Below are 17063 nucleotides of genomic sequence, written 5' to 3'. Positions count from 1 at the left end.
CCATATTCCAGAAGGACGATTGCATGGCCGATACGACTGAACAGGTGCCGCAAGCGGCAGATGCCCGCCCGATAAAGCTCGCCTGCCGCAACGTCTGGAAGCTGTTCGGCGCGAACGCGGCCAATTTCATCCGCCAGCGCGACGGCAAGGCCAGCATGGCGGAGGTCGCCGCGGCCGGTCTGGTCGGCGCGGTGCGCGCCGTCGACCTCGAAATCCGCCAAGGCGAGATCTTCATCATCATGGGCCTGTCCGGCTCCGGCAAATCGACGTTGGTGCGCTGCATGTCGCGGCTGGTCGAGCCGACGCATGGCAAGGTCGAGTTCGAGGGCAAGGATCTCCTCAAGATCTCCGATGCCGCGCTGATCGAATTGCGACGCCACCGCATGGGCATGGTGTTCCAGAATTTCGCCCTGCTGCCGCATCTGAATGTGCTGGAGAACATCGCCTTTCCCTTGGGCATCCAGGGGCAGGACCGGCCGACGCGCGAGAAGCGCGCGCGGGAAGTGATCGAGCTTGTCGGCCTGCGCGGCCGCGAGCATTTCTATCCGCGTGAGCTTTCCGGCGGCCAGCAGCAGCGTGTCGGCATCGCCCGCAGCCTCGCCACCAAGCCGGAAATCTGGTTTCTCGACGAGCCATTTTCGGCGCTCGATCCGCTGATCCGCCGCGAGATGCAGGACGAACTGATGCGGCTGCAGACCATGCTGCACAAGACCATCGTCTTCATCACCCATGATTTCGACGAGGCCATCCGGTTGGCCGACCGCATCGCCATCATGAAGGACGGCGAGGTCATCCAGATCGGCACGCCCGAAGAGCTGGTGGTCAATCCGGCGACCGACTATGTCGCTGAATTCACCCGTGACGTCGACCGCGCCAAGGTGATCTCGGCGCGAAGCCTGATGCGCGCCTGCGACGGCACCGAACATGGCGGCATGGTCGCGCCGGATGCCAAGATATCAAGTTTTTCGGCAAGCATCGTCTCAGTCGGCAAGCCGTTCGCCGTGGTCAACGGCACCGGCAAGCCGATCGGCGAGGTCACGCCGCAAGCCGTGATCGATCTTCTTGCCGGCATCGCACGTCCCGGGGCCGGCTCATGACAGTGACGGCAAGCACCAGCGAGGCGAGATCGCGGCCGGTTCAGATTTGGCTGGTGGTCTGGGCCTGCGCCCTTGCCGCCGTGCTTGCCGTGTTCCTGCTGCAGAACAGGCTGCCCTGGGCGGTCAACTATCCGGCTGGCGCAATCGTTCCGGTCGCCGACTGGGTCAGCGCGCTGATGAACCTGATAAAGTCGAACCTTTCCTGGCTGACGCGGTCGATCACCGCGACGCTCAGCGTGCCGCTCGATTTCGCGCTCAATCTGCTTGCCAAGAATTTCAAGATCGGCCGTGGCGCGGATATGATCATCTTGCCACGCTTGTCCTGGGTCGGCATGTGTATCGCTGCATTCTTGGCCGGCCGCGCCGCCGGCGACTGGAAGCTCGGCGCGCTGGTCGGCGGCTGTTTTCTCTACATCGCGCTGTTCGGCCAGTGGACCAGCGCCATGCTGACGCTCGGGCTGATCTCGATTGCCGTGCCGTTCTGCATCGTCACCGGATTGTTCGTTGGCATCTGGGCGTGGCGCAAGCCTTGGGCGGAGAGGCTGTTGATCTCCCCTGCCCTCGACCTGATGCAGACCATCCCGACCTTCGCCTATCTGATCCCGATGCTTCTGCTGTTCGGCAACAGTCCGGTTTCGGCGATGATCGCGACGGCCATTTTCGCGACGCCGCCGATGGTGCGCGCGACGATGCTGGGACTGTCGCGGGTGCCGTCCGAAATCGACGATTTCAGCGAGATGGCCGGCTGCACGGCGCGCCAGAAACTGTGGCGCGTGCTTGTGCCTTCGGCGCGTCCGACATTGATGGTCGGTGTCAACCAGGTCATCATGCTGGCGCTCAATATGGTGATCATCGCTTCGATGATCGGCGCCGGCGGCCTCGGCTACGACGTGCTGCTGGCGCTCAGGGCGCTGAAGGTCGGCGAAGCGATGGAAGCCGGCCTCGCCATCGTCGCACTGGCAATCGCGCTCGACCGCCTGAGCCAGGCGATCGCACGCAATCACGCGCAAGGTCATGTCTATCAGGAGGTGAGCCCGAGCTTCTGGCGCCGCTACCCCAACCTGACGCTGGCCATCGCCATCCTTGCCGTCACGACACTGCTTGGCCTGCTCGTGCCGGCCTTCGCCGCAGTGCCGAAGGCGATCACCTTTACCACCGCACCCATGTGGAAGACAGCAGTGAGCTGGATCACGATCAACTTCTTCGACACGATCGAAGCGTTCCGCGTGGCGCTGATCCTCAATGTGCTGAACCCGGTGCGCGCCTTCTGCGAGGGCTTCCCGTGGCTGGGCGCGGTGTTCCTGCTTGGCCTTGCCGGCTACCAGCTCGGCGGTCTGCACCTCGCCGCCCTGGTCGCGGCGCTGACCATCTTCTGCGCGGTGACAGGCCTCTGGGAAAAGACCATGGCGACGGTCTATCTCTGCGGCATCTCGGCCTTCATCGCTTGCCTGATCGGCATTCCGATCGGGCTGATGGCATCGCGCAGCGATCGTGTCGAGAAGGTCGTCACGCCGATCATCGACACGCTGCAGGTGCTGCCGTCGTTCTGCTTCATCATCCCGGTGGTGATGCTGTTCCGCGTCGGCGATGTGACTGCGATGATCGCCACCGTCGCCTTCGCCGTGGTGCCGGCCATCCGCTACACCAATCACGGCCTCAGGCAGGTGCCGCCGGCACTGATCGAGGCGGCAAAGGTGTCGGGCTGCACCAAGCGCCAGACGTTCCTGCGCGTGCAACTGCCGCTGGCGCTGCCTGAGATCATGCTGGGCGTCAACCAGACGATCCTGATGGCACTGGCGATGATCATCATCTGCGCCATGGTCGGCACCCGCGATCTTGGCCAGGAGGTGTTCATCGCGCTGTCCAAGGCCGATTCCGGCCGCGGCATCGTCGCCGGACTGGCCATCGCCTTCATCGGCATCGTCGCCGACAGGCTGTTCAACGCCTGGACGGCCAAGGCACGGGCAAGGCTGGGGTAGCCGGAAAATAGAGGATCGAGCGGCCCCCGAAACGTCAGCCTCGCGCCCGGACCTAAGCCAAACGGCCAGCGATATCCGACTGATCTCGCGCCAAGACGTCTTGCCAGCCACGTCACCTTCGTCTTGCCCAAAATGCACCCCAAGCTGGCTTCATGCTGAAGCGCCCCACCGTGATTCTAGCCTTTCTGCTCATCCTGTCCGTCGCTGCTCACGCTGCGGATGGCCTGGAGCAGCGGCTTGGAAAGCTCCTTGACGAGGCCGATCGCCTGACGCCGCTGCGCACGGTTGCCATCGCGCATGAGGGCGCGGTGGTGGCGGAGCGTGGCTATCGCGGCCACTCTCCGGCACGTCCTGCCAACATAAAATCGGCCTCCAAGTCGATCATCTCGGCGCTCGTCGGCATCGCCATCGACAAGGGCGTGCTGCAAGGCACTGACCAGAAGATCGCTCCGCTTCTTCAGGCCGACCTGCCCGCCGACGCGGATCCGCGGCTCCAGCAGGTTACGATCGGTCATCTGCTTTCCATGCAGGCGGGGCTGGGTCGGACCTCCGGCCCAAACTACGGGCGCTGGGTGGCAGACGACAACTGGGTGCGGGCAGCGCTCGCCATGCCCTTCGACGACGATCCGGGCGGCACCATGCTCTATTCCACCGGCTCGACCCATCTCCTTTCGGCGATCCTGACGCGGCGGACCCGCCGCTCGACGCTGGAACTGGCGCGCGAATGGCTCGGGCCGCAGCAGGGCTTTTCCATCGCCGCCTGGGACCGCGACCCACAGGGCATCTATCTCGGCGGCAACCAGATGGCCATGAGCCCGCGCTCGCTGCTCGCCTTTGGCGAGCTCTACCGCAGCGGCGGGATGAGCCGCAGCGGACGGCAGCTCGTGCCGGCCGACTGGATCAAGCTCTCCTGGCAGCCACGCACAGCCTCCCGTTTCACCGGTGACGGTTATGGCTATGGTTGGTTCATGCGTCAGATCGCGGGCGAAGCGGTCTTCTACGGGTGGGGGTATGGCGGGCAGATGGTCTACGTTGTGCCCGGGCGCGCGTTGACCGTGGTCATGACTTCAGATGAAAACGGCCCCGCCGGACGCAGCGGCCACCGCGACGATCTCCATGCCCTGCTCGAGCGGATCATTGAGGCGACGAAAGACGTGCGCGAGGCTCGCAGCAACTAGTATCTCTGCACAGAGAATTTGAAGGGCTTGGCGTCTACCAGACGATCCTGATGGCGCTGGCGATGATCATCATCTGCGCCATGGTCGGCAAGCGCGAGTCGGCCCAGCAGGTGCTCATCGCGCTGTTCAAGGCCGATTCCGGCCGCGGCATCGTCGCCGGACTGGCCGTCGCCTTCATCGGCCTCGTCGCCGACCGGCTGTTCAACGCCTGGACGGCAAAGGCACGGGCAAGGCTGGGGTAGCCGGAAACAGCCGCTCCGGCGTTCGTGAGGTCGTCCGTCATGAGTGCAGGCATCTCCTTTCCGTTGACCTGGGTTTGGCTCGTAAACACATCCCAGCCAGGAATAGCCGCTCGCTGTGCGCCTGCCTTCAGCATTCATCGGCACCGCCAAAAGCGGCAACGTCCCAAAATCGGGAACATGTGTCCTGGGCATTGGTTTGTAGTCATGCCGCTGAGGTGGCGAAAATTTCGAAAGACTGTGAGCTCCAGCTGCCTAAGCGCGATGAACCGATGATAGACGACGGCGATGGTCCCGCTCATGACGAAGCACATCGAGACGCTTTATCTGAACGTCGCCTACTGGTGAACGGCGGCGGAGCGAACAATCTACGCTGGTTATGGGTGCTCGCCGTTGCCATCGTGGGGTTGTTTTCTGCGCTTTGGTTCATCACGGCGACGAATCCTCGGTCGGAGCCTGACGATCGGACATTGATGGGAGGCGATGCGGCTCGCGGGCGGCTCGTCTTTGCTGCGGCCGGCTGCGGTTCCTGCCATGCGAGGCCAGGCCAATCCGATCCGCTCAATCTTGGTGGCGGCCTAGCACTCGCATCCCCTTTCGGAACGTTCCGCGTTCCCAATATCTCACCGGATCCCATCGATGGAATCGGATCATGGTCGGCCGCCGATCTGGCAAATGCGTTGATCTCCGGCGTGTCGCCGGCTGATGAACATTATTATCCCGCTTTCCCTTATCCCAATTACACAGGCATGCGTATCGAGGACGTTGGGGATCTCTATGCCTATCTGCAAACGCTGCCGGCCGTTTCCGGGCGCCCGCCGCCGCACGACCTCCCTCTGCTGTTTCGTATCCGCCGCCTTCTTGGCCTCTGGAAACTGCTGTTCTTCGATGAGGGCGGATCAGAGGCACGCCTGAACGGCGATCCCGTTCATGATCGAGGCGCCTATCTGGTAGAGGTACTCGGGCATTGTGACGACTGCCATTCGACGCGCAACAGCCTGGGGGCGATCAAGCCGTCAACGCGGTTCGCGGGAGGTCCCGATCCCGAGGGTACGGGGTTTGTACCGAACATCACGCCGAGCAGTATCGGCCAGTGGTCCGAGACCGAGATCGCAGAAATTCTGACGAGCGGGAGAACGCCGGAACACCTGCGCGTGGGATCGTCGATGGTCGATGTCGTCTCCAATATCACTCAACTGCCGCAAAGCGACCGCCTGGCGATCGCGCGCTACATCAAGTCTCTGCCGGCACGGCCAACACCGCATCCCTGACTCAGCGTGAATACTTGACTCAACGGGCATAAAGATAGGCTGCAAGATCTCTCGCCTCTGCTTCCGAAATACCGGTTGCGGGCATTGCCGACCGTGATGAAAAGCGCTGCGGGAAAACAATCCATTGGACGAGATTGTCCGGGGTATTGTTGACCACCCCGCCAACGTAGACCTGCTGCCGCAGATCGACGAGCGGTCCGCCGACCTTGCCGTCCGCGCCGGCTATGCCCGGAATGACGTGGCATCCTCCACAGCCATACCTGCGAAAAATCGCGGGGGCCCGTGACGGATCACCGCCTGTCATCGCCACCGCCACCGCGCGACGCTGCTCACGGTCTTTGATGAGGTTGGCTCCGACCCCGACCAGCAGCAATCCCAACAGGGCGCTCGCCAAAACAAAACGGAAATCAGGGCGAAGGGAAACGACGGGCATCGAGACCTCCCTTGCCCGAATTTGCGATCCACAGCGCAAGCATCGTCAGCGCCGCTCCGGCATAGATGATGCCGCCGGGCACCCACATTAGGATTCCCGCCAGTTGCTGATCCTCCAGCGGCGTCAGGCCCCAGTCATCGGCGGTTCGCGTCTGCGTCACATAGATGGCGCGCGGTGCAAGCGCGATCAGGGCGCCGAGAACACTGGTATGCAGCATGGTGAGGAACAGGTGGCACGAGGCAAAGCCGCGGTCGCTTCGCCAGACCATTACCCACCAGAAAAGGACCGCCGTGACGAAAAAGCTCACATGCTGCAGCCGGTGAAGCGTTATATCGCTCAGCGCTGCATCAAACAGGACTGGCGCATGCCAGACCCATATGGCGAGACCGTGCAGCAGGGTTGCTCCGGGTCCTGTTCTCAAGGCCTCCCAGGTCTTTCCGACAAGAGCCGTTTTCACGGCGTTGCGGACCAGACGCCGGCTCGACCTCGGCAGACCCCAGAGCAGCACGCCCATTGGTCGCGCCAGCACAAAAAGCGGCGCCGAAACCGCCATGACGAGCTCATGCTCCACCATATGGAAGGTGAACAGGTGCTCCCCTAGATAATGTAGAGGTGAAATCAACGCAGCCGCCAACACGATCCATCCGACCCAATAAGCGGCTGCGGATCTGATCAGAAAGTGCCGACCGTTCGACCGCTGCGACAGCCTGAACGAACCGGCTGCGTAGAGACCGCCGGCCACGGCGATCGGAACGACGACCCACGGATCGAAAGTCCAGACGAATGCCGAGCCATGCGCTTCCCCGTCATGCGCCGCCACCCGGCTGGCACCCATCAGAAGCAGCACGATGGCGGTCAGCGTTCGCATGCACTCAGCAGCAGCGTAGCTGCTCCCTGCAGGACAAGGGCAAAGACGAAGGTGAGGCCGAGGAGTACATTCAGCGTGCTGACGAAGAGCTTGGTTCTAGAGGCTGTCGAACTGCCATCGTCACGCGAGATGAGCACGCCTGTCAGCGCCAGAAAGGTAGCGGCGAACGCCGCTACCGCCGTCCAGCTGGTGCTGCTGGCACAGTCCACATAGGGAAGCATTTGGCCGAGTTGGGTGTTGATCGCCCAAACGCCCGGCGCCAAAAATCCGCTATACCTCGCCGCTCCGATACTCATAGACGTGGCACCCAATAAATACAGGCATAGAGAGGAAGCCACGCAACGACGACAAAGTTCCAATAGAGTGCATTGTCTTCGACATCACCATACCGGCGCACATTGTCGCCATGCCGAGAAAACATCAGGCACGCCAACACCAGCGTATCGATGAGATCCGTGATGATATGGACGGTGTGAAGGCCGAGTATGGTCCATACAATCGAGCCGTAGGCGCTATCGTCCCAGTTCACATGCTGAGCCGGAAATTCGAAAATGCGCAACGCGAGTGGCGCTATGCCGCACAGCGACATCACCACGAGGCCGATGCGAACCCTTCCCAGCTTCCTCTGATGCGCCCAGCGGGATACGAGGACGTTCGGCACGACGCTCGCCAGGAGCAGAACTGTCAAACATGTTCCCGCAAACAGATCGGGCGGCGGCACATCGGGCGGCCAGTGCGGCGCCAGGCTCATGAGGTAGAAATAGACGGCTATCGCCAGGCCGAAGGCGGATCCTTCGATGAGGATGAAGGTGCACGTGCCCCACCAGGCCGGGCTTGCTATTCCCATGCCGTGCAGCGGCAGTTTCGAAACATCGAGGACCGGCCGTTCCTTCACGACTCATCCTCCGCAATACCCTTCGGCCAGAACCATCCGATCAGGGTGATCGCGATCGGGATGGAGCCCCAGACGATGGCCCAGGGCGAAAAGATCGACCAGATCAGCATGATCAAAGTGGCGATAGCCGCCCAAAATGGCCAGACCGAATCCCGCGGCGATGACTCGCGCGCTTCTGGCAGGGCTTCAACAACGCTGCTGATCAAAAGTTCGCGACGATCGGTCCGCAGGCCTGAGGCCACCGGCAGTTCATCAGATCCACACCAAAGAGGATCGCGCGCATCGACGACCGGAATGCGACGAAAATTATAGGGAGGAGGCGGCGAATTCATTGCCCATTCAAGGGTCGATGCGTTCCATGGATTTTGCCCGGCCGGCCTGCCGGCCGACCAACTGCGAACGACGTCAATGAAGAAGACGAGAAAGCCTGAAAACAGGATGACTGCGCTGAGGCTGATGAACAGATTAAGCCCGCCCCAGGGCATCTCCGGCTGATAGGTGTAGATGCGGCGCGGCATGCCCTGCAACCCGAGAATGTGCATCGGGAAAAAGGTAAGGTTGAAGCCGATGAAGATCAGCCAGAATGACCACCGCCCCAGCCGCTCGCTCATCATCCGGCCGGTCATCTTGGGAAACCAGTAATAGATGCCAGCGATCAAGGGGAAGACCGCGCCGCCGATCAGCACGTAGTGGAAGTGCGCGACGACGAAATAGGTGTCGTGGACCTGAGCGTCAAACGGCACCGACGCCACCATCACTCCCGTCAGGCCACCGATCACGAATGTGATGATGAAGCCGATCACGAAGAGCAGAGGCGTCTTGAATATCGGCCGCCCTGCCCAGAGCGTCGCCAGCCAGCAGAAGATCTGGACGCCCGCGGGAATCGCGATCGCCATACTCGATGCGGTGAAAAAGCTCTCCGCGAGCCGCGGCAGCCCGACCACGAACATGTGATGCACCCACAGCCCGAACGCCAATACTCCGGTCGCGATCAGCGCCATCACCACGGGTAGATAACCGAATATCGGACGCTGCACGAACGTCGGAAGTATGGTTGAAACCATGCCGACCGCCGGCAAAAAAATGATGTAGACCTCCGGGTGACCGAAGAACCAGAACAGGTGCTGCCAGAGCAGTACATCGCCGCCTTCGGCGGGATTGTAGAATTGCGTTCCGACGAGACGATCCATGATCAGGGTCGAACTCTCGAACATGATGGCCGGCATCGCCATGATGACGACGAACGCCATAACGAGCATGGACCAGACCAGCAGGGGTATCCGATCGAGCGACATGCCCGGCGCGCGTTGCTTCAAAATCGTGACGACAATTTCCACCGCGACCGCGAGCGCCGACAATTCGGTGAAGGTGATCATCTGTGCCCAGACGTCAGCGCGTTTGCCTGAGCCATATTCAGGTCCCGAGAGAGGCACGTAAGCAAACCAACCGACATCCGGCGCCGTGTCGAGCGCAAAGGAAATCCAAAGCAGGATGCCGCCGGCCAGAAATACCCAATAGGAAAAGGCATTCAGTCTCGGGAAGGCTATATTGCGCGTGCCGACCATCAGAGGCACGAGATAAACCGCCATGGCTTCCATCACCGGCACGGCGAACAGGAACATCATGTTCGACCCGTGCATGGTGAAGATCTGGTTATAGCGATCCGCGTCGATAAAGCGCGCCTCCGGCTGCGCCAGCTGGATGCGCATCGCAAGCGCGAGCATGCCGCCGAGGATAAGAAACACGAATGCGGTGACGATGTAGCGCCGCGCGATCACCTTGTGATCAACGGCGGCGATCGCACCCCAAAAGCTCGTCCGTCCGGCCCAAGTCCGATCGAGCTGACGGTCGAGTTCGGCATCGTCCAGATTGATGTCGGTCGCTGCCGATGATCTCCGCTCGGTCGTCATTTCAGGCTGTCCATATAGGCGGAGATCTGCCGCAGTTCGTCGGCCGAGAGCGGCACCATCGGCATGTTGTTGCCGGGCTTGAGCGTCTGCGGGTCGGCGATCCAGGCTGCAAGCGAGCCGCGGGTGTTCTCAAGTAGCCCGGCGGCGATGCTGTGGCGGCTTCCTATATGGGTTAGATCCGGGCCGGTGGTCCCGGATGCCTCGGTCCCGCGGATCGTGTGGCAGGCAGCACATTGTCTCGCCATAAACACGGCTTTGCCGGCGACAATTTCCGGCTCGCGTGGCTGCAGGCCTTCTTTCCGCTGGGCTGAGGCCCATTGCCGGTAACTCTCCTCGTCTTCCGCGATGACAAAAAGAGCCATATGGCTGTGCTGAAGCCCGCAGAACTCAGCGCATTGGCCGCGATAGACGCCTGGCCGCTCCGCCCGAAGCGTCAGGATATTCTCTCGCCCCGGAATAAGATCCTGCTTTCCCGCAAGGCTCGGCACCCAGAAGGAGTGGATGACGTCGCTGCTTTCGAGCCGCACACGCACCGCTTTCCCGACAGGAATATGGATTTCGTTGGCGGTATGGAAAGACTGCGCTGGATCGGCGTCCTCATAGATGAACTGCCACCACCATTGCTGGGCGCGAACACGGATCGTCACGTCGCGATCCCGAGCCGGGTCGAGGCCGCGCGTCGTGTAAAAGCTGGCGATCGTCAATCCGCTGATGATGAGTGCCGTCGCCGCGACCGCCCCGGATACCGCTATCGTCATCCGCCGATGCAAGCTTCGATCATCAGCCGCCTGCCCGTCACGACGGCGCATGAGCGACCAGATGAGCACGAGCATGACGATGATCCACACGGCGAAACAGGTCGCCACGACGAAAATGATCAGGCTTTTGAGAAGGATCGCGGTATGCCCGTGTGCGTCGAGAGCCGACTGAACGCCGCCGCATCCGGAAAGCAATAGCAGGAGCGGGAGGGAAATCGCGGCTGTTTTCAAGGCGACGGCCCCTGCTCTGGACGACGGACCGGGGCCGACCCCTGATCGAAGAGGATCGCAGCCGGCGCACGATTCTCCGCCGGCCGGGTCTGCCGGTCGTCGTTCCTGCTTGGCGCAGTCAGCTTAGCGGAATAGGCTCCGATGGCTTTGACGTAGCCCGCGAGCTGCCAAATCTCATCAATTGTCATTTTGTGACGGAATGCCGGCATCCCATGCGGGCGCCCATCACGAATGGAAGCTGCAATCGAAACCATCGATGGCCCGTATAGCCACCATCCGTCCAAAAACGATGGCCCGGCCCCGCCCTCTCCGTCGCCGTGACATGATGCGCAGCCGAACCAGGAATAGAGGCGCTTGCCCTGGTTGAGATCGTAAGCTGTCTCCTCATAGGGTTGGCCCAGCGCAAAATAGACTTCCGGTGGAGCGCCCGCTATGCCGTTCGGCATCAGGCGCAACCCGTCGAGCGCTGCCGATACAGGGGGATCGACGCGGTATTGTCGCGGCTGCCGTAGCAGACCCACAGTAGCCACCACTGCGAGCGCAACGACAAAGAGACCAGCGATAGCAAGCAGCCTGAATGCTTTGCGTGAGAAAATTGGGCCTGAGAAAGTTGGGCCTGAAACAGTTGACGACATCGCGGACCTCTCACCCGGCGATCCTCAATTGATCGGCATGTGGCTCGGCCGGTTGAGACGTGCCGGCGGAAGCTTGTAGGATGGCGTTTTCGCCCCGATCCCCAACGGGACCGTTGTCAAAGCCGATGCCCGGCGTTTTTCCCTGATCCTCATTGGGTTCTGCCGGCAAAGTTTGCGCGAGAAATCAAACCGTCAAGGAACCGCATAGTTCCAATACCGTTCGAACTTTCCGCTCCTTCCGATTTTACGCAGGCGCACCAGCCAGCAACCAGGGGCAGCTGTCGCTGACGCCAGATCTGGCGCAAGTGTCGCAAAATGGCGGTACCTTGATGGTGCACACAGGCCCGCTAAACCATTGGTTAGCAGGCCTTTTGAACTGGTATTGGTTGGAGCCGGACTTGAACCTGGCGAAAGCAGCTTGGATTGCCGCTGCTGTGGTGCGCTGAGGAAGCTGCTATTCCGCCGCCACCCCTTTCACTTCCAGATAGCTCTCCATCGAATCATCCATCGCCTGCAGCCATGGCGTATGGTGCAACGGCGCCATCGTGCCGGTCATCAGGGAGCGGTAGGCGTGGTCGCGGAAGCTCATGATGTCTTGCGCCTTGTGGTGCTCCCATTCCATGAAGGTCTGATTTGTCGCCTCGACGTCGAATCCCGGATAATCGGTCTGCTCCATCAACTCCTTGGTGTAGTCGCCCTGGAACCAGATCATCTGCTCGGCGTCTTCCAGCGTTTCCTCGCGCGCCCGCCATCTCCTGCCATGTTCCGCCATCGCTTCTGCCGAGGGCAGTTCGATGCGGCCCATGATGACGTCGCGCGCGAACCAGGCCTGCGCGTCGAACATGTTGAAAGTGTAGAACTGGTCCTGCATGCCGATATAGGACAGCTGAGGGTTCTTCTCCCAGACGACGCCCTCATAGAGCCCGTCCGGCCACATGCGGTTGGCGGTCTTGAGCTTCAGATCCTCGGTGAGGAACGGGAATGAATGGAGGTAGCCCGTGCACAGGATGATGGCGTCGACATCCCTGGTGCTGCCGTCCTTGAAATGCGCGGTCCTGCCGACGACCTTCTGCAGCAGCGGCACTTCCTTCCAGTTGTCAGGCCAATTGAAGCCCATTGGCTTCGAGCGGTAGCTGGAGGTGATCGATTTGGCGCCGTATTTGTAGCATTGCGAGCCGATATCCTCGGCCGAATAGGAGCGGCCGATGATCAGGATGTCCTTGTCCTTGAATTCCATGGCGTCGCGGAAATCATGGCTGTGCAGGATGCGGCCATTGAAGCTCGAAAAACCCTCGAAATAGGGAACGTTGGGTATGGAAAAATGCCCCGAGGCAACAACGACGTTGTCGAACTCTTCGGAATAGGTGACGTCGTTGGTGCGGTCATGCGCGGTGACGGTGAACTTTTTCGTCGCGTCGGAGAAGGTCACCATGCGCACCGGGCTGTTGAAGCGCACCCATTTGCGCACGTCGGATTTTTCGACGCGGCCCTTGATATAGTCCCACAGCACTGCGCGCGGCGGGTAGGAGCCGATCGGACGGCCAAAGTGCTCCTCAAACGTGTAGTCGGCGAATTCGAGGCATTCCTTCGGTCCGTTCGACCAGAGGTAGCGGTACATCGAGCCATGCACCGGGTCGCCATGCTCGTCGAGGCCGGTGCGCCAGGTGTAATTCCACAAGCCGCCCCAGTCGGACTGCTTTTCGAAGCAGACGATTTCCGGAATGTCCGCACCCTTGTCGGCCGCCGACTTGAAGGCTCGAAGCTGGGCCATGCCGGAAGGTCCGGCTCCGATGACGGCAACACGACTTTTCATTGCGGGCCTCCCGGTCTCATTTCTCTAACGAAACAAATTTCACTGACAGGACAGTAATTGCCCGTTCGATGCTGTCAACAGGCCTTCTGCTGAAACCACGTTTCAGCAGATCGGATTTTCAGCAAAACCGCTGATGGCGGAAACCCGGAGAGCATGCCATTCGACATAATGTGGCTTTGCTGTCGCAGTTGCGCTCTGTATCCGCACTGAATATGTTCACCGTGAGTGAAATAAATCTGCAGAACGGGGTGGCGACATGGCGAAGAAAGCTTCCAATTTCAGGAATGGGGCAGCCGCCCAGGCCAAGCCGTCGCCGAAGGGTGTGGCAACGATCCGGACGCCACTGACTCAAGACCCGCACGCTGTTCGCGACACCCGTGAAAAAGTCCTGGAGGTGGCGATCGGCCGCGAGGTGCGGGCGTTTCGCAAAAAACTCGGCATCACCGTCGCCGATCTTGCGGCTGCCACCGACATTTCGCTTGGCATGCTGTCGAAGATCGAAAACGGCATCACCTCGCCGTCGCTGACCACTTTGCAGGCGTTGTCGCGGGCGCTCGGCGTTCCGGTCACCGCCTTCTTCCGCCGCTTCGAGGAAGAGCGCAGCGCCGTCTTCGTCAAGGCCGGCGAAGGCCTCGACGTCGAGCGGCGCGGCACGCGTGCCGGCCACCAGTACAATCTGCTAGGCCATATCGGCTCCAACACCAGCGGCGTCGTCGTCGAGCCTTATCTGATCACGCTGACCGAAGATTCCGATGTGTTCCCGACATTCCAGCACGAAGGCATGGAGTTCCTCTACATGCTTGAAGGCGAGGTTACCTACCGCCACGGCAACAACCTCTATCCGATGAAGCCCGGCGACAGCCTGTTCTTCGACGCCGATGCGCCGCACGGACCGGAAGTGCTGACGGTTCTGCCGATGCGTTATCTCTCGATCATCTGCTATCCGCAGAGTAGCGCGGGGTGAGCGGGACGCAAGCAGACCCCCTCACCCGGATTACCAACCGAATTGCGAAGGGCAATTCGGGGCAATCCGACCTCTCCCCGAGGGGAGAGGAGACCGGCAGCGCCGGCGCCTACCTCTCTTCTCCCCAGCGGGGAGAAGGTGGCCGCGAAGCGGCCGGATGAGGGGGACCTTGCTTTAGTCCGGCCCAAATCCTGGGCTTGTCGGGCTGCCGTCGTCGAGCTTCGACAGCCACTCGACCAGCGTCGGCCGATAGCGCGTCAAGCCCTTGTAATTGGCGAGTTCTTCGGGAAGGTCACGGATGACGCGGTGCAGGCGCCGCGCCCATTTCGGCTGCGTCACCAGTTCGTCCATCTTGATGAGATAGCAGCGGATCGGGAAGACGATGCCGTTCGAGCGCGGCAGCCGCCAGAAGCTCTGCAATTCGACGCGCAGATGGACCTTGTCACCGACGTTTTCGGGCGTCACCGTCGCCCGGTCCGGACCCCATTTGTGATAGTTTTCCGGGCTGGTGTCGAGGCGCGGATTGATGGTCATCGTCCAGTTCAGCCGCCGCGCCGGCTTGCCTTGCTGGATGTTGGTGAGGAATTTCAGCGCCCGGACGAATATGCCCCTCTCATGCGCCAGCGGCACCGGCGCGTGCCACTCGAAGAAATTCATGCCGATGTCGAAATCGAGCGACCAGTCGGCCTGGGTGGTGACCATGCCGGCGTCCATCCACAGATTGCCGTCGCGCTGGTCGAGGATGCAGAAATCGCCTTGTGATTGCCGCGTGATGTATTCCATCGGCCCATAGGGCAGCGTCGACACGTCACCGAAGGTGAAGGTGTCGTCGATGCCGAGCGGCCGGTTTATCCAGCGCCATCTGTCGCCATCGCGCGTCAGCGTGAAATGCTCGGGATAGCCCAGCGCCTGCTGTTCCATCAGAAGTTCGAGCAGGTCCCAGCCGGCCAGCGTCATGTGCGGCAGCGACTGGCAGCGCAGCGGGTCCTCCGCCAGCACCAAAGCGCGGTCCTGCATTTCGGCGACATAGTGCTCGTCAACGTCGATCAGGTTTTCGAGCACGCTGCCCTTCGGCCCCAGAACATGCGGCTCGATGTTGACCGCATACATGTAGCTGTCTTCGTGGAACGGGAACGGAAACCGCCTGATGTGCTCCGGGCTGTTCCTGAAGGTAAAATCGTTACGGAACGTTTCGTTACGAAAGGTGATGCCCAAGCTCCGCCTCCTATCTTTCCAGCACCAGCGACCTGCCCTCGAAGCGCGACACGCAAGGCATGATCTTCTTGCAGGATCGGTGCTCTTCCTCGCTCAGCCAGTGGTCGTTGTGGATGAATTTGCCGTCATGCGCGATGACATTTGTTTCGCACTGGCCGCAGACGCCGCCGCGGCAGAGATAGGGCGGATCGACGCCGGCGGCCTCGATGGCCTCGAGCAGGCTCTGCTGCTCGCCAACGCGGATCGTCTTGCCGCTGACCGCCAGCGTCACGTCGAACGGCGCGCCGGGCTGCGGTGCGGCGAAATGCTCGAAATGCACAGTTTCCGCCGGCCAGCCCAGCGCAGCGGCACGATCGCACACCCAGCCGATCATGCCGGACGGGCCGCAGACATAGAGATGCGTGCCGAGCGGCTGCGACGACAGCAGCCGGTCGAGCTCGATGCGCTCGTCGCGATCGTCGTGATAGAGCCTGACCCGGCGGTCGTAGCGCTCTCTCAGCACATCGGCATAGGTGCCGAGCGATGCGGTGCGGCAGGTGTAGTGCAGCTCGAAATTGCCGCCTTGCGCCGCCAGCTGCGCGGTCTGCGCCATGAACGGCGTGATGCCGATGCCTCCCGCCAGCATCAGGTGTTTTCTGGCGCGCAAATCGAGCGAGAACAGATTGACCGGATAGCTGATCACCATCTCCATGCCCGGCCTGACGTTGCTGTGCATGAACAGCGAACCACCGCGGCCGACATCGTCGCGGCGCACCGAGATCGTGTATTCGCGCGTATCGAGCGGCGAGCCCATCAGCGAATAGGGGTTGAGCCTGGTCCGCTCGCCGTCGTGCATCTCCACCACAACATGAGCGCCGCCGGAAAATGTCGGCAAAAGCTGCCCGTCGCGCCGGCGGAAATGGAAGCGCGTGACCAATTCGTTGACCGGAACGACGTCGCTCACCACGACGTCAAGCTTGGTGGTGCCGGTGCTCATCGAAAGATCTCCTCCGTCGGAGGAATTTCGCTGCGGTCTTCCGCATTGATGCAGACGCCCTGGAACGCCGCGAGGCGCCTAGAATAGTGATCGCGTACCAGGAGAAGCAGGCCGCAATGCGAACAGGTCGCCGGCTGCGTCGTCACGTTCTCGGTGATGCCCTTGCAATGGACGCACTGGATGCGGCGCGCCAGCGAGCCGCGATGCTCGGTCTGGATCGAGGTGTGGTCGATGCCGGCTTCGAGCGCCACCTGCATGGCCTGGCCGATCAGCCCCTCGGTGCCGGCGAGATAGAGGCGCAGGCCCATATGCGCGTTGGCCAAGGTCTGCTTCAGCCGCGGCAAGGCACTGGCGAAGGAAGGCCCCTGATAGAACTGCGCCGGCCTCAGCGCTTCGAGCGCGGCGACGTGATGGCCGTCATTGCCGGGGATGAAGATGATGTGGGCATCGGCAAAGAAGCCCGCCGGCGCCTTGGTGGCCAAGTCTGATATCGCCAGCGCTCCTTCTGCATCCGCCACGAAGAGATGGTGCTTGCCGGGCTGCCGGGACAGGGTTCCGTAGACCGGCCGGCTGATGATGCTTTTCGCTGCCATTCTCCCAG

The 17063-nt window shown here is 61.6% G+C and carries 17 protein-coding genes; 6 read left to right on the top strand and 11 right to left on the bottom strand.

Features of this window, described 5'->3' with window-relative positions; genetic code table 11:
- Positions 1-23 precede the first annotated feature (23 nt).
- From AC0L3N_RS29980 to AC0L3N_RS29960, 5 genes are all read left to right on the top strand, one after another.
- Complete coding sequence (locus AC0L3N_RS29980) at positions 24-1097, top strand: quaternary amine ABC transporter ATP-binding protein (protein ID WP_473551144.1); 1074 nt, start codon at positions 24-26, stop codon at positions 1095-1097.
- Positions 1094-3076, top strand: coding sequence for an ABC transporter permease (locus AC0L3N_RS29975; RefSeq protein ID WP_473551142.1), 1983 nt, complete (start codon positions 1094-1096; stop codon positions 3074-3076). Before AC0L3N_RS29980 ends, AC0L3N_RS29975 begins: the two co-directional genes overlap by 4 nt.
- Before the next feature lie 152 nt (positions 3077-3228).
- Positions 3229-4254: a serine hydrolase domain-containing protein gene (locus tag AC0L3N_RS29970; protein WP_473551141.1), complete on the top strand. Its 1026-nt coding sequence runs from the start codon at positions 3229-3231 to the stop codon at positions 4252-4254.
- Positions 4255-4304: 50 nt separating this feature from the next.
- Positions 4305-4496, top strand: coding sequence for a hypothetical protein (locus tag AC0L3N_RS29965; protein ID WP_473551138.1), 192 nt, complete (start codon positions 4305-4307; stop codon positions 4494-4496).
- A gap of 269 nt (positions 4497-4765) precedes the next feature.
- Entirely contained in the window at positions 4766-5764 is a 999-nt protein-coding gene (locus tag AC0L3N_RS29960) for a cytochrome c (RefSeq protein WP_473551137.1), read from the top strand.
- Between the two features lie 19 nt (positions 5765-5783).
- On the opposite strand, the gene AC0L3N_RS29955 is transcribed toward AC0L3N_RS29960, so the two are convergent.
- From AC0L3N_RS29955 to AC0L3N_RS29920, 8 genes are all read right to left on the bottom strand, one after another.
- The gene (locus AC0L3N_RS29955) at positions 5784-6197 is read right to left on the bottom strand and encodes a c-type cytochrome (RefSeq protein ID WP_292191259.1); all 414 of its coding nucleotides are present in this window, start codon (positions 6195-6197) and stop codon (positions 5784-5786) included.
- On the bottom strand, positions 6172-7065 hold the full coding sequence (locus AC0L3N_RS29950; protein ID WP_473551135.1) for a cytochrome c oxidase assembly protein: 894 nt from the start codon (positions 7063-7065) through the stop codon (positions 6172-6174). Before AC0L3N_RS29950 ends, AC0L3N_RS29955 begins: the two co-directional genes overlap by 26 nt.
- Complete coding sequence (locus AC0L3N_RS29945; RefSeq protein ID WP_473551134.1) at positions 7053-7361, bottom strand: hypothetical protein; 309 nt, start codon at positions 7359-7361, stop codon at positions 7053-7055. The genes AC0L3N_RS29950 and AC0L3N_RS29945 overlap by 13 nt, the downstream gene beginning before the upstream one ends.
- Complete coding sequence (locus tag AC0L3N_RS29940) at positions 7358-7960, bottom strand: cytochrome c oxidase subunit 3 (protein WP_473551133.1); 603 nt, start codon at positions 7958-7960, stop codon at positions 7358-7360. Before AC0L3N_RS29940 ends, AC0L3N_RS29945 begins: the two co-directional genes overlap by 4 nt.
- The gene (gene ctaD, locus AC0L3N_RS29935) at positions 7957-9870 is read right to left on the bottom strand and encodes a cytochrome c oxidase subunit I (RefSeq protein ID WP_473551131.1); all 1914 of its coding nucleotides are present in this window, start codon (positions 9868-9870) and stop codon (positions 7957-7959) included. Before ctaD ends, AC0L3N_RS29940 begins: the two co-directional genes overlap by 4 nt.
- Entirely contained in the window at positions 9867-10859 is a 993-nt protein-coding gene (gene coxB / locus AC0L3N_RS29930; RefSeq protein WP_473551130.1) for a cytochrome c oxidase subunit II, read from the bottom strand. Before coxB ends, ctaD begins: the two co-directional genes overlap by 4 nt.
- Positions 10856-11494 carry a c-type cytochrome gene (locus tag AC0L3N_RS29925; protein ID WP_473551128.1) on the bottom strand — a complete coding sequence of 213 codons (639 nt, stop codon included), beginning with the start codon at positions 11492-11494 and terminating at the stop codon, positions 10856-10858. Before AC0L3N_RS29925 ends, coxB begins: the two co-directional genes overlap by 4 nt.
- Positions 11495-11948: 454 nt before the next feature.
- Positions 11949-13307 carry an NAD(P)-binding domain-containing protein gene (locus AC0L3N_RS29920; RefSeq protein ID WP_473551127.1) on the bottom strand — a complete coding sequence of 453 codons (1359 nt, stop codon included), beginning with the start codon at positions 13305-13307 and terminating at the stop codon, positions 11949-11951.
- 256 nt (positions 13308-13563) lie between these two features.
- Between AC0L3N_RS29920 and AC0L3N_RS29915 the strand changes: the two genes are divergently transcribed.
- The gene (locus tag AC0L3N_RS29915) at positions 13564-14271 is read left to right on the top strand and encodes a helix-turn-helix domain-containing protein (protein ID WP_473551125.1); all 708 of its coding nucleotides are present in this window, start codon (positions 13564-13566) and stop codon (positions 14269-14271) included.
- A 174-nt stretch (positions 14272-14445) separates the two neighbouring features.
- Here AC0L3N_RS29915 and AC0L3N_RS29910 read toward each other — a convergent pair whose 3' ends face one another.
- From AC0L3N_RS29910 to AC0L3N_RS29900, 3 genes are read right to left on the bottom strand one after another with little or no spacing between them, the layout of a single operon-like run.
- A complete protein-coding gene (locus AC0L3N_RS29910) occupies positions 14446-15486 on the bottom strand; it encodes a heme-dependent oxidative N-demethylase family protein (protein WP_123146951.1) in 1041 nt (346 codons plus the stop codon).
- 10 nt (positions 15487-15496) lie between these two features.
- Positions 15497-16462 (bottom strand): PDR/VanB family oxidoreductase, encoded by a 966-nt coding sequence (locus AC0L3N_RS29905; RefSeq protein WP_473551124.1) that lies wholly within the window; start codon positions 16460-16462, stop codon positions 15497-15499.
- On the bottom strand, positions 16459-17055 hold the full coding sequence (locus AC0L3N_RS29900; RefSeq protein ID WP_473551122.1) for a dimethylamine monooxygenase subunit DmmA family protein: 597 nt from the start codon (positions 17053-17055) through the stop codon (positions 16459-16461). The genes AC0L3N_RS29905 and AC0L3N_RS29900 overlap by 4 nt, the downstream gene beginning before the upstream one ends.
- Positions 17056-17063: the final 8 nt, after the last annotated feature.

The organism is Mesorhizobium sp. WSM4807 (assembly GCF_055811615.1).
The sequence above is the reverse complement of the archived record's forward strand: the minus strand, read 5'-3'. Positions and strand labels throughout refer to the sequence as shown.

What these genes read in the sequence shown, in the direction of transcription:
- AC0L3N_RS29980 (WP_473551144.1), top strand. Translation starts at nt 24, where the DNA reads ATGGCCGATACGACTGAACAGGTGCCGCAAGCGGCAGATGCCCGCCCG.
- AC0L3N_RS29975 (WP_473551142.1), top strand. Translation starts at nt 1,094, where the DNA reads ATGACAGTGACGGCAAGCACCAGCGAGGCGAGATCGCGGCCGGTTCAG.
- AC0L3N_RS29970 (WP_473551141.1), top strand. Translation starts at nt 3,229, where the DNA reads ATGCTGAAGCGCCCCACCGTGATTCTAGCCTTTCTGCTCATCCTGTCC.
- AC0L3N_RS29965 (WP_473551138.1), top strand. Translation starts at nt 4,305, where the DNA reads ATGGCGCTGGCGATGATCATCATCTGCGCCATGGTCGGCAAGCGCGAG.
- AC0L3N_RS29960 (WP_473551137.1), top strand. Translation starts at nt 4,766, where the DNA reads ATGATAGACGACGGCGATGGTCCCGCTCATGACGAAGCACATCGAGAC.
- AC0L3N_RS29955 (WP_292191259.1), bottom strand. Translation starts at nt 6,197, where the DNA reads ATGCCCGTCGTTTCCCTTCGCCCTGATTTCCGTTTTGTTTTGGCGAGC.
- AC0L3N_RS29950 (WP_473551135.1), bottom strand. Translation starts at nt 7,065, where the DNA reads ATGCGAACGCTGACCGCCATCGTGCTGCTTCTGATGGGTGCCAGCCGG.
- AC0L3N_RS29945 (WP_473551134.1), bottom strand. Translation starts at nt 7,361, where the DNA reads ATGAGTATCGGAGCGGCGAGGTATAGCGGATTTTTGGCGCCGGGCGTT.
- ctaD (WP_473551131.1), bottom strand. Translation starts at nt 9,870, where the DNA reads ATGACGACCGAGCGGAGATCATCGGCAGCGACCGACATCAATCTGGAC.
- AC0L3N_RS29925 (WP_473551128.1), bottom strand. Translation starts at nt 11,494, where the DNA reads ATGTCGTCAACTGTTTCAGGCCCAACTTTCTCAGGCCCAATTTTCTCA.
- AC0L3N_RS29920 (WP_473551127.1), bottom strand. Translation starts at nt 13,307, where the DNA reads ATGAAAAGTCGTGTTGCCGTCATCGGAGCCGGACCTTCCGGCATGGCC.
- AC0L3N_RS29915 (WP_473551125.1), top strand. Translation starts at nt 13,564, where the DNA reads ATGGCGAAGAAAGCTTCCAATTTCAGGAATGGGGCAGCCGCCCAGGCC.
- AC0L3N_RS29905 (WP_473551124.1), bottom strand. Translation starts at nt 16,462, where the DNA reads ATGAGCACCGGCACCACCAAGCTTGACGTCGTGGTGAGCGACGTCGTT.
- AC0L3N_RS29900 (WP_473551122.1), bottom strand. Translation starts at nt 17,055, where the DNA reads ATGGCAGCGAAAAGCATCATCAGCCGGCCGGTCTACGGAACCCTGTCC.